Consider the following 12366-nt stretch of genomic DNA (forward strand, 5'->3'; position numbering starts at 1 on the left):
CCTATTTTTCCCTAGATTGAATTTATTTCGTCAATAATTTGGTCAGCAATTTCTTTTGCATCCTTGCTATCAGTTGAAATCTTCAAATGATGGTTAACATAAATATCTTGTCTTTTGTAAAAAAGATCTTCCATTTCCTCAATTGACTTTCCTTTTAAAACAGGTCGGCTGTCTATAATCAGGCCTAATCTATCTTTCCAGCCCTCCAATGATAAATCTAGGAGAATAACAATACAAGATTCTAAACAGGTTTTTCTAATTTCTTCTTGTAGGAAGGCACCGCCGCCGACAGAAACAACCTTTTGTTGTTGCTGGGACGCTAGACTTGCAATTAAACTTTTTTCTCTTTCTCTAAAAACTTTCTCACCAAATTCAGAGAAAATTTGAGAAACTGGCATGTTATATTCTTTTTCAATTTGTTCATCTACATCAATAAAATCACGATTTAGTTTATTAGCAACCATCTTGCCGATAGTAGTTTTTCCAACCCCCATAAACCCAATAAAAACAATACTCTTATTTCTGTTCCCCATAATACCCCGAACCCCCAATTGGTAAAAACAAATTATTAAGAATAATTATAATGCTATATTGAGATTTTAGACAATTATTAATTAATCAAGTTAATGGTGCCTGACACCAAAAGAAAGAGACCCACACAGGAGTCTCTACATCTATTGTTTCATTTTCGGATCTAAGATGTCCCTCAGCCCATCTCCCATTAAGTTAAATCCGAGCACGGTCAGCATTATAGCGACCCCTGGGAAGAATAACGTCCATGGTGCCTGAGTGATATAATTTTTTGAATCGGCAAGCATTTTCCCCCACTCTGGTGTCGGTGCTTGTGCACCCATTCCAAGGAAACCAAGGGCTGCTGCCTCAATAATTGCTGTGGCAATCGCTAATGTAGCTTGAACGATTACTGGTGATATACTATTAGGTAAAATATGACGGAGAAGAATACGTGAATCTTTCATTCCGACGGCACGGGCAGCCATAATATATTCTTCCTGTTTAACACTTAATACTTTGGAGCGAACAAGTCGTCCAAAGTTCGGTATATTAATAACCGCAATCGCAATCAAAGCATTTTGCAGAGATGGCCCCAAAATAGAAACAACCGCAATCGCCAATAGAATACTTGGAAAAGCTAGCATAATATCAAAAATACGTGAGATAATCGCATCTACCCAGCGGCCGTAATATCCAGCGACAATTCCTAGTAATGTCCCTGCCACAACTGAGCCTAAAACTGAGAAAAAGCCAACCCACAATGATATTCTTGCACCATAAACAATACGAGAAAAAATATCTCGGCCAAAGTCGTCTGTCCCAAACCAATGCTCACTTGAAGGTGGGAGCATTCGATCTGCCAACACTTGATCTTTAAAGCTATATGGAGCAATAATAGGAGCGATTATAGCAATGATAATAAAAAAGACAACAATTCCTAAACCAACAACTGCTAATCGGTTTTTATAAAATGAAATCCATGCTTCCTTCCAGGGAGGTGTCAGCTTTTCTTCAACAATTACCGTTGCCATATTTGCCGGTTTTTTTGCAAGTTCCGCCACTTTAAGATCCCCCTCCTCTACTTGGTATATTTAATTCGTGGATCAACAAAAACATATAATAGATCCACAATTAAATTAATGAGTACAAAAATTGCCGCAATAATTAATATCCCTGACTGGATAACAGGATAATCTCGATAGCCGATCGCATCATATAGATATCTCCCGATTCCTGGCCAGCCAAAGATCGTTTCCGTCAATATAGCTCCTCCAAGTAAAAGACCGGTTTGCAACCCGATGATAGTTAGAACAGGGATAACGGCATTTTTTAAGGAATGTTTATAAACGACCCAGAACATGCTCAGTCCCTTTGCTCTTGCGGTACGGACATAATCTGACTTCATCACTTCCAGCATGGTTGCGCGGGTCATTCGAGCAATAATCGCCATTGGAATCGTTGCGAGTGCAATGCTAGGTAACACCAAATGCTTAATGACCGTTATAAATTGATCAAATCTTCCTTGTAAGAGGGTATCTATTAAATAAAAATTAGTAATTGCTGCAACGGGATCTCTAACATTCTCTCTTCCTGTCGTTGGAAGCCAGCCTAATTCAATTGAAAATACCCATTGCTCCATTAAACCAAGCCAAAAAATCGGCAATGACACCCCAATCAGTGCAAGAACCATTGCAACATAATCAAACCATGATTTGGAGAACCAAGCACTGACAATTCCTGCATTTACCCCCACAATGATGGCAATTAGCATTGCCACTACGGTTAGTTCAGCGGTTGCTGCTAAATAGGACCATATTTCTTCGTTAATTGGACCCCTTGTCCTGAGTGAAATGCCTAAATCCCCATGAAGTAAAGAATTAATATAATCGGCGTATTGTATGTACCAAGGTCTGTTCAACCCTAATTCCTTTGTTAACGTGGCAATTGATTCTGCAGTTGCTCTTTGCCCAAGAATTACCTGAGCGGGATTTCCTGGAATAGCATGGATGATGGCAAAAACCACTAGAGTCATCCCAATTAAAACAGGTATTAAAGAAAACACACGGCGGACTGTATAAGTAAACAAATTTTTCACCTCACTGAAAAGCGTAAGCGCCTGGTTAGATGCTTTAGCTAAACAATTTTTCTACAAAAATACTGAATGTGTTTAGTTAACAAAAGGGGAGGCTAAGCTCCCTCCCCTTTCAACCATTATTATTTGGGTCTGTTAAACTTGTCTGTTATTTAAATTCAACTTTTGTCAGTGCTTCTGATCCAGTTGGGTGCGGTAAGTAATTTGCCACATCTTTCCCTGCTGCTAACAACGGTGTAGAGTGTACAAGTGGAACCCAAGGGGCATCATCATGAATGATTACTTGTGCTTCCTCATAAAGTGCATTACGCTTTGCTTGATCAATTTCTGTTTGTGCCTTAATTAAGACGTCATGTAATTTGTCATTGCTGTACTGGGAATAGTTATTACTTCCAATACTGTCTTTATCAAGCAATGTGTACAAGAAGTTATCAGGGTCACCATTGTCGCCTGTCCAGCCAAGCATGAACATATCAAATTCACCTTTTGCTGCTTTATCTAAGTAAGTAGCCCAGTCCACAGATTGGATTTTGGCTTTGACATTGATTTTGCTTAAGCTCTCTTGAATAACTTCAGCAACTTTTTGTGCTTCAGGCATATATGGGCGAGCAACAGGCATTGCCCATAGGTCAATTTCAAATCCTTTTTCGTATCCAGCTTCTTTTAACAATTGCTTTGCTTTTTCTAAATCATATGGATACGGCTCAACTGCCTTATTATAACCTTCGATGGAAGGAGGCATTGGGTTGACCGCTGCAAGGGCTTTCCCACCATAAAACGCATCGATGATTGATTTTTTATCGACAGCGTAGTTAATCGCTTGACGAACGAGTTTATTATCAAATGGTTTACGAGTGGTTGTTAAACCAATATAACCAACGTTCATTGATGGACGTTCAATCACTTGGAGATTGGCATTTGCTTTAACAGTCGCCTCATCTGAATTGTTTAGTCCATCCATCACATCAATCTCGCCATTTGCTAGAGCGTTCAAACGTGCAGTATTTTCAGGAATCACGCGGAAAATAACTTTGTTTAACTTAGGCAAACCTTTTTGCCAGTAGTCAGGGTTCTTCTCAAGTGTGATTGTATCGTTTTCTTTCCACTCTACGAATTTAAATGGACCTGTTCCTACCGGATTTTGTCTAAACTTATCACCGTATTTTTTAACAGCCGCAGGGCTTGCAATTCCAAACGGAGACATGGCTAAGTTCTTAAGGAACGGTGCCTGTGGTCTAAATAATACAAATTGTACTGTATTTGCATCAACAGCTTTAACTTCTTTAATTACGTGTCCTTTTTCCCCTTTAAATCCACCAAACATGGTGTAATATGGGAAGCTATCAGCATTACCATTCATCCAGCGATCGAAGTTAAAAACAACCGCGTCTGCATTAAAATCAGTACCGTCATGGAATTTAACTCCCTGACGAAGCTTGAATGTGTAAGTTAAGCCATCTGGTGTCACTTTCCACGATTCAGCAAGTCCTGGATTAATAGTAGTATCTTGATCACCATATTGAATCAATGTTTCATAAATGTTTTCTGTTACTTTGAATGCTTCACCTTCAGTTGTTGTGATCGGATCTAGAGATGTAGAATCTCCACCACGACCATAAACTAGTGTATCTTTTTTCGATGCACTTCCAGTGGCAGGATCTTTCTTGCCTCCCGTTTCTTCATTGGTTTTGCTGTTACAGCCAACTAGAAACATACTGATGGCTAATAGAGAGATTAACAGCAGTTTAAAAGATCTCTTCTTCATAAGTTTTGTTGCCCCCTTATATTTTTGCTTTTTTATCATAAATGCTGCAAATCACTTGTTATATAAGTGACATGCGACAAAATGACCGTTTAGGTTTTGTTCCGCAGGTCTAGTCTTTTTACAAATATCCATCACCTGAGAGCATCGTGTATGGAAGGCACAACCTGAGGGAGGATTCGCAGGACTTGGAAGTTCTCCTTCGATTAAAATCGTCTCCCTCTTTATATCTGGATCAGGTATTGGCACAGCCGATAGCAGCGCTTTTGTATATGGATGCCTCGGATTTTCATATAGATCTTCACTTTCAGCTAACTCTATTAATCTTCCTAAATACATCACGCCAACACGATCACTAATATGGCGTACAACTCCTAAATCATGAGCAATAAATATGTAAGTAAGCTGAAATTCCTTTTGTATGTCCTTCATCAGGTTAAGAACCTGAGCCTGAATGGATACGTCCAGTGCTGAAACAGGCTCATCGGCGATAATTAGTTTTGGTTTGGTCATTAACGCTTTTGCAATTCCAATTCTTTGACGCTGACCGCCGCTAAATTGGTGGGGATATCTTTTGGCGTGGTAACTGCTTAAGCCAACTACCTCAAGCATATCTCTCACTTGCTTTTTACGTTCCTCTTTTGTCCCTATTCCATGAACAATAAGCGGCTCTTCAAGAATCTGTTCGATCGAATGTCTTGGATTAAGCGATGCATAAGGGTCTTGGAATACCATTTGGATATCTCGTCGAGTTTTTCTTAATTCAGATTTTGACATACTAGTAATCTCTTGATCTTCAAAAACAATCCTACCCTCACTTGCTTCAATCAAACGCATGAGCAGACGGCCTGTGGTCGATTTACCGCAACCGCTTTCACCAACGATGCCCAATGTTTCTCCTTTTCTAACGTAAAAGGATACATCATCAACCGCTTTGACTTCTCCTTGTTTGCTCCCAAAAAGGCCGCCTGTAATCGGAAAGTACTTTTTTAATCCATTTACTTCAAGAAGTAACTCTGACATAGTTGTCACTCCCCTTCTTCAATGTTTGTAGGAAACAGCGCACTTCATGTTCGTCTTTTTCCGTTTTATATAAATCTGGTGTTTCTTCCTGGCATTGACCGAATGCCTCTGAACATCTAGCCGCGAACCGACAGCCCTTTTGGATCGATCCTGGTGTAGGGACAGTGCCGGGAATACTATAAAGCCGCTCCTTTTTCCCTCTTAAATCAGGGACGGATTTTAATAGGCCCTTTGTATAAGGATGCTGAGGATTTTTGAGTATCGTTCTAACATCCCCCTGCTCCACGATTTGCCCAGAATACATGACAATTACGCGCTCACAAATTTCTGCAACTACACCTAAATCATGGGTAATCAGAATGATTGTTGTATTTGTCTTTTTATTTAAGTCCTTCATTAAGGCAAGGATCTGTGCTTGAATTGTTACGTCAAGTGCGGTTGTTGGTTCGTCTGCAATCAACACTCTAGGATTGCATGCCATGGCCATCGCAATCATTACCCGTTGCCGCATACCACCCGATAGTTGATGTGGATGCTCTTTAAGGATTCCTTCTGCTCTTGGAATACCAACTAGTTTTAATAATTCAATACTACGTACAATTGCTTCTCGCTTTGATAGGTCTGTATGTAATCGAATCGCTTCTATTAATTGATTGCCAATAGTAAACAGCGGATTTAATGATGTCATTGGCTCTTGAAATATCATTGAAATTTGATTACCGCGGATTTTTCTCCACTCTTTTTCGGAGATATTTTTCAGGTCTTTTCCTTCAAAAATGATCTCACCATTCTCGATTTTCCCTGGTGGAGAAGGAATCAAACCCATGGTCGCTAAAGAGGTGACACTTTTACCACTCCCTGATTCACCTACAATCCCTAAAATTTCTCCATCCTTTAATTCGAAACTGATGCCATCAACTGCCGGCACTAGTTTTTTCCCTGATTGAAAAGACACCTTTAAGTCTTTTATTCGAAGAATAGGATCCTTTTCCACATTTACACCTACCTGTACATTGATTATTTTTATGTATTCTTTCTAATCAGAAATATAACAATATAATAAATTTTAAAATAATTATGACATATATTACTTTAGTGGTACTATCCATTTTTGTCAATTACGTGAAAAAAGTTCAAAATAACCCAGTAGCACATAGTCGCGTTAATGCACTAAGGCGTTTTTTTATGTTATACATCAAATTTTTTCTTTAGATATTAAAATAATAAAAAAGGATAAAAAGTAATAAAAAAACCCCTGAAAGACTATCGCTGTCTTACAGGGAATCTCAATACAGTTTTTAGTTTGTGCATCTCTGTCTTGCGCGGGTCAGATAGATAGATTTCACGGTGGGTTTTACACGTTCGAATATATCCACTTTCTTCGCAGAAGGACTCCATCTTGGCGAAACTTTCTTGTTCATTATTGTACGGACCGATATGCATGACTTGACAGGAAAGGCCATCAGACATTTCGCCAAATAGCACTTTCTCAAGGTACGGATTAGGCTTCTTCTTTTTCGTTTGTTCCACGAACTTTGCAAATAGATTGCTGGTTAAAAAATCCGGCTGGCGAATCATAATCGTATATTTGTAATTACTCTTGTCTTGTACCGGCTTAGACTTATCGATCAAATCCCAAATACCTTCAAGCGGAAAAACAGTATACTCATAATATCCTTCCGGCACTTCCTTACTTTTGTAGGACATTTTTACTGCATAACTAAGACTGTATAATGCTTCGGTTTCTAAGGCAAATTCATCACCGTTTGGGTCACCTGTGCCGCTGATCATAATATAAGGCATCATTGGTACATCGATTATTACTGGTGTGGTTTTTGGAAGGTAAATATGCTTATATGTTTTTTTATACTCTACTTTTGCACCCATAGTTTACTCTCCTGTTTCTATTGTAAAAAGTTATTTTTTCATACCCGTATAAATGTGAATGGCATCCCTTAAAAACTCGGCGGTCCCTGGCTGTTGTTTATCATAATAGGCGGTGAATCTTTCATCATCCACATACATTTGTGCTAGACCTGCATGGGCTTCCTTACTATATTCATTCCAATAGTAGCATAACCATTGCTTATGGAGGTCAGCGGCTGTTTGTGCCTTTTCTCCGGCTGGATCCCCTGTTTTAAAAGCATCTGCTAACGTTTGTGTCAATTTTTCAGCTAGTGCTGTTACCTCATCATGCTGTTCTTGTGTCATATTTTGAAGTTTGGCGTTTGACTTATTAATGGTTTCATCTCCATACTTTTCTCGAATTTCTTTCCCGTATTTCTTCTCATTTTCGTCAATCATTTTTTTCTTAAAACCCTCGAACTTTTCTTTATTTGACATTTTCATTCTCCCTTCTGTTACTGCGATCGTTTTATCTACATTCGCAATTAATAATTCTAACTGTTCCTTTTTCTCAAGGAGTTTTTCACGATGTTCTTTAAGTGCTGCAGCGCCATCAAAGTTTGGAGCCGTTACAATTTCTTTTATACTTTCTAAACTGATCCCTAATTCCCTGTAAAATAAGATTTGTTGAAGACGGTCCACCTCCGCTTGACCATAGATTCGGTATCCTGACGAATTAATTCTAGCTGGCTTAAGAATTCCAATTTCATCATAATACCTAAGTGTTCTAGTACTAACACCAGCTAGACTTCCAAGCTTCTGCACTGTATACTCCATTCGCTCACCCCCTTATAAACTAACGATACACCTTTACGCAACGTCAATGTCAATCACTATTATGCCTAATTTTCGGAAAAAAGGTGCCTGACACCAGAGATGGACAAATGTCCATCTCTGGTGTCAGGCACCCAATTAACGTCAATTAGAGCGAAGAGTCCCTCTTATCTGAAATCATTTACTATTTTAAAAAAACTTTCTTTTTTCCCTTTATTAAACTGAAATTCAGTATTATCAATGTTTATAACCCTTTCATAACTTATTTTCCAAAAAAAGTTTTTGACAATTCAAAACAACAAAAAGTATTATAATATAATAAAAGGGAGGTTGTAACATGTCAAACATGAATAGACAGAAAATTGTGGATAGTGTGCCTCAAACAGGATTTTTCGGACATCCTAAAGGACTATCGACCCTTTTCTTCACTGAATTCTGGGAGCGTTTCTCTTACTATGGAATGAGAGCCATCCTTGTATTCTATATGTATTATGAAGTTTCTAAAGGTGGATTGGGCATTGATAAAAATCTCGCACTTTCTATCATGTCCATCTATGGATCACTTGTTTATATGTCTGGAATAATTGGCGGCTGGCTTGCTGACCGGGTCTTCGGTTCTTCAAAAGCCGTATTTTACGGCGGAATCTTGATTATGTTTGGACATATAGCTCTAGCTATTCCTGGCAGTGTTTCTATGTTCTTTGTTTCCATGGTATTGATTGTCCTAGGTACTGGAATGCTTAAACCAAATGTTTCTTCCGCAGTAGGTGAATTGTACAGCGAAAAGGACGAACGTCGTGATGCAGGTTTCACTATTTACTATATGAGTATTAACTTGGGAGCATTCTTATCCCCATTAATCGTTGGATCGGTTGGTAACTTCCACTTAGGTTTTGGAATTGCCGCTGTAGGTATGTTCTTAGGATTAATTGTGTTCAGACTTACAAAGAAAAAAAATCTAGGTCTTGCAGGAACGATGATTGCCAATCCAATGTCACCTGCAGAAAAGAAAAAAGTCTTAACTTTTATTGGATTAGCTGTAATTATTCTTGCTGTTTTATGTGCAGTATTAATACCAAACGGACTTTTAACATTTGCTAGCTTTATAAATATTGTTACGTTTCTTGGTATTTTAATTCCGACGATTTATTTCGTTGTGATGTACCGTAGTCCAAAAACAACAGCTGTAGAACGTTCAAGGATTATTGCTTATATCCCGTTATTTATTGCAGCGGTTATGTTCTGGGCAATTCAAGAGCAAGGTTCAACCATCCTTGCAAGCTATGCTGATACTCGTACACAATTACATTTTGCTGGAATTGAAATTAAGCCAGCGTGGTTTCAATCTTTAAACCCGTTATTTATTATTATATTTGCGCCTGTATTTGCTTGGTTGTGGGTTAAATTAGGAAAGCGTCAGCCATCAGTACCTCAAAAGTTCTCATTATCATTATTATTTGCTGGTTTGTCATTCCTAGTTATTCTTATACCTGCTTATTTTGGCGGTACGGATTCATTGGTGAGTCCAATGTGGCTTGTTCTTAGTTATCTAATTGTTGTATTTGGAGAATTATGCATGTCACCTGTTGGTTTGTCAGCGACTACTAAATTAGCGCCTGCAGCCTTTTCAGCACAAACGATGAGCTTATGGTTCTTAGCAAGTGCTGCTGCACAGGCACTAAATGCACAAGTTGTTAAATTCTACACACCTGAAACTGAAATGACCTATTTTGGTGTGATTGGTGGAGCATCCATCGTACTAGGTATTATCCTATTAATGTTAGCACCGAAAATTCAGGGCTACATGAAAGGTATCAGGTAATAAGAAAAGCGTAAGCGCCCGTTTAGCTGCGTATGGACTGGAACACTTTGACTGAGATAAAGGAAACACGGAAAGCGTAAGCGCATTCGTACTTGACTTATCGTAGGGAAAAGGCGAAGTCCACTAGCCGCTGGGTGCTGAGCTAGTCAGTTATCTAAGTTCAAAGGTGCCTAGTCTTCTCATCCATTGATGGTGAAGGCTGGGCACCTTTTTTATTTGTGATAAAATATAGTGTGAATGGAGGTATTCATATGGATCTTAAAGAAAAGGTAAAAAACCTTCCCTCTTCCCCTGGAGTGTATCTTATGAAGGACTCCAGAGCACAAATTATATATGTAGGAAAAGCAAAAAACCTTAAAAATCGTGTGCGGTCTTACTTCCAAAATTCAAAGGCCCATCCTAAAAAGATAATAAAGCTAAAAGCAAGCCTTAAGGATTTTGACTATGTCCTTACTGACACAGAATTTGAAGCGTTTATGTTGGAATGTAAATTAATCAGTGAAATAAAGCCCCTTTTTAATAGAATGATGAAAAATCCTCAATCCTATATCTATATTATGATTGAAATGGATGCCGGCTATCACAGAATCAACACTTGTAGCAGTCCTGATAATCCTAACAGTCTTTATTTTGGTCCGTATACAAGCAAGCATACTGTCGAAAAAGCGCTCCAAGGTATAAAGGAATTCTATAAGATCTGCTGTAGCAGCCCTTCAAACAAGAACACTCCCTGCTTAAATTATTCCTTAGGTTTATGCCTTGGTATGTGTTTAGGAGGAGATGCACTTGATCGATATAATGAAAACATAACTAAGATTATCGGCTTACTGCATGGCACCAATTTGAGCCTGCTTGAAGTTATGGAGCGAAGAATGACAGAGGCTTCTGAAGAATTTGATTTTGAAGTGGCTGCAAAGTATAGAGACACGTTGGATGCCATCCACTCCCTTCTTTATAAAGAAAAAGTGATTGAATTTACGGAAAGTAATAAAAATCTCGCAGTCGTTGAACCCATAAATCAAAGTACTTTTAAACTATTCCTAATTAAGAAGAACAAAATACTCTTTAGTGAAAGATATTCATGGTCTGAGATTGAGTCATTGAGAGAAACAATCAAGTCCAATATATTAAGCATTTTTAAAACTACAGAAGTTAATTCAACAAAAAAAGTCAGCAGAGATGAAATTGATGCCGCGCAGATTATCTATAGTTATTTGAAAGGAAGCAATAGCAGTTATATCGTCATTTCTGAACAATTGCTTGATACTAAAAACACAGCTGAAATAGACGATGAGATAAACAGATTAATGCAAAAACTATACGATTAATTGATAAATTAAAAATCTCTCATTAGAATTTTGTTCATAGAAGTAAGGCAAAGTGATTTCTTTTTTCAGTTCAAAAGAGGTATCGTTTTCTAAATAATAAATATAATCTTCTGATGGGTAATATAAAATCAATTCAATATTACGCTCGGATTTTTCCACCGATAGCAATATATTATTTATGGTTTTCATAAAAATTTGGATCGAAAATGGATTAAAAAAGTAAAATCGATTATCATAAGGGTCTATTTGGTATTCTTCCGCCAAACCGCAATAAAAATCAATATTGCTATTTCTCGTGTCGGTTTTCTTTAAATAACTAGTTCGATTTTCAATTGCTTCCAGATAGAAATCCTCATTCATTTCAACGCCAACAACCCTTGCCTTAAATAGATAATGAATAAAAAAGTTTAATCGCCCTTTGCCACACCCAAAGTCAACTATTCGATCACGGCTAGTTAATTTATAGTTGTTAAATAATTCTTCGAGGGCGCTATATGGCGTTGGCTCATAACGATGGTAGTGAAAGGACTTATTAAATCCCTCTTGGTCCCCTCCCGTTTTTATCCCCATTAATTTATCATAATAATATTCTTTCATTGAAAACTCATAACTCCTATCCGAAAGAGTTCATCCCCCACTTTTCGTGAGGGATTCTTTTCAAGCTACTTTAATTGCTTTGCCAAAAGGAACCCTTGGCAAAATAGCTCCAGGTACAAGCCAAATCATTTCATAACTAACATTTTCTATGTCTTCTGAAATAAAGCCAGTTACATCGGTAATATAAAACAGTGTATCGATATTTTCTTCTTTTGCCCACTCAAGCACCAAAGTATATGAAGATTTCCCATGTGTATAGTATTTAATTGTATCACTTTTGACTGGTGTAGTACTTCTAATTTTAAAATCTGCTTGTACCAAAATGGTATCTGGCTTTAATTGTTCAAACAGTTTTACTATGTTATTGATTAATATGCTTGGGGCTTCATTCGTGGAAGTGTCTACAGCTAACGCAACCTTTTTATCTTGACGCTGTTGAATCATTGAAAGTATCGTTTTGTGCCATTTCAACACGACCAACTCCTTTGGAATGTATAAGTGAACCATATTATTTTGGTTTATAAAGAAAAGGTTTATGTTTGGATAATTG

General features: G+C 37.8%; 12 protein-coding genes. 2 read left to right on the forward strand and 10 right to left on the reverse strand.

Going from position 1 to position 12366, the window contains the following annotated elements:
• Positions 1 to 11: 11 nt before the first annotated feature.
• The 8 genes from AB7942_RS20615 to AB7942_RS20650 all read right to left on the reverse strand — a co-directional run bounded on the left by AB7942_RS20615 (position 12) and on the right by AB7942_RS20650 (position 8072).
• Positions 12 to 533, reverse strand: a complete 522-nt coding sequence (locus AB7942_RS20615; protein WP_369448331.1) for a shikimate kinase — start codon at positions 531 to 533, stop codon at positions 12 to 14.
• A 141-nt stretch (positions 534 to 674) separates the two neighbouring features.
• Positions 675 to 1574 (reverse strand): nickel transporter permease, encoded by a 900-nt coding sequence (gene nikC, locus AB7942_RS20620; protein ID WP_098929984.1) that lies wholly within the window; start codon positions 1572 to 1574, stop codon positions 675 to 677.
• Between the two features lie 17 nt (positions 1575 to 1591).
• The gene (locus AB7942_RS20625) at positions 1592 to 2599 is read right to left on the reverse strand and encodes an ABC transporter permease (protein WP_088085840.1); all 1008 of its coding nucleotides are present in this window, start codon (positions 2597 to 2599) and stop codon (positions 1592 to 1594) included.
• Positions 2600 to 2753: 154 nt separating this feature from the next.
• Positions 2754 to 4370: an ABC transporter substrate-binding protein gene (locus AB7942_RS20630; RefSeq protein WP_369448332.1), complete on the reverse strand. Its 1617-nt coding sequence runs from the start codon at positions 4368 to 4370 to the stop codon at positions 2754 to 2756.
• Positions 4371 to 4421: 51 nt separating this feature from the next.
• On the reverse strand, positions 4422 to 5390 hold the full coding sequence (locus AB7942_RS20635) for an ABC transporter ATP-binding protein (protein ID WP_088085838.1): 969 nt from the start codon (positions 5388 to 5390) through the stop codon (positions 4422 to 4424).
• The gene (locus AB7942_RS20640) at positions 5371 to 6384 is read right to left on the reverse strand and encodes an ABC transporter ATP-binding protein (RefSeq protein ID WP_088085837.1); all 1014 of its coding nucleotides are present in this window, start codon (positions 6382 to 6384) and stop codon (positions 5371 to 5373) included. Before AB7942_RS20640 ends, AB7942_RS20635 begins: the two co-directional genes overlap by 20 nt.
• 269 nt (positions 6385 to 6653) lie before the next feature.
• Positions 6654 to 7277, reverse strand: coding sequence for a GyrI-like domain-containing protein (locus AB7942_RS20645; protein ID WP_369448333.1), 624 nt, complete (start codon positions 7275 to 7277; stop codon positions 6654 to 6656).
• Between the two features lie 30 nt (positions 7278 to 7307).
• On the reverse strand, positions 7308 to 8072 hold the full coding sequence (locus AB7942_RS20650) for a MerR family transcriptional regulator (protein WP_369448334.1): 765 nt from the start codon (positions 8070 to 8072) through the stop codon (positions 7308 to 7310).
• A gap of 334 nt (positions 8073 to 8406) precedes the next feature.
• On the opposite strand from AB7942_RS20650, the gene AB7942_RS20655 reads away from it, so the two are divergent.
• Positions 8407 to 9891: a peptide MFS transporter gene (locus tag AB7942_RS20655; RefSeq protein WP_369448335.1), complete on the forward strand. Its 1485-nt coding sequence runs from the start codon at positions 8407 to 8409 to the stop codon at positions 9889 to 9891.
• Between the two features lie 251 nt (positions 9892 to 10142).
• A complete protein-coding gene (locus AB7942_RS20660) occupies positions 10143 to 11219 on the forward strand; it encodes a GIY-YIG nuclease family protein (protein WP_369448336.1) in 1077 nt (358 codons plus the stop codon).
• Here the strand turns inward: AB7942_RS20660 and AB7942_RS20665 are convergent.
• Both AB7942_RS20665 and AB7942_RS20670 read right to left on the reverse strand, forming a co-directional pair.
• Positions 11208 to 11816, reverse strand: a complete 609-nt coding sequence (locus AB7942_RS20665; protein WP_369448337.1) for a class I SAM-dependent methyltransferase — start codon at positions 11814 to 11816, stop codon at positions 11208 to 11210. The two genes, AB7942_RS20660 and AB7942_RS20665, sit on opposite strands and share 12 nt — an antisense overlap.
• Before the next feature lie 60 nt (positions 11817 to 11876).
• Positions 11877 to 12287 (reverse strand): vWA domain-containing protein, encoded by a 411-nt coding sequence (locus AB7942_RS20670; RefSeq protein WP_335713486.1) that lies wholly within the window; start codon positions 12285 to 12287, stop codon positions 11877 to 11879.
• Positions 12288 to 12366 lie beyond the last annotated feature (79 nt).

It is taken from the genome of Neobacillus sp. BF23-41 (assembly GCF_041106275.1).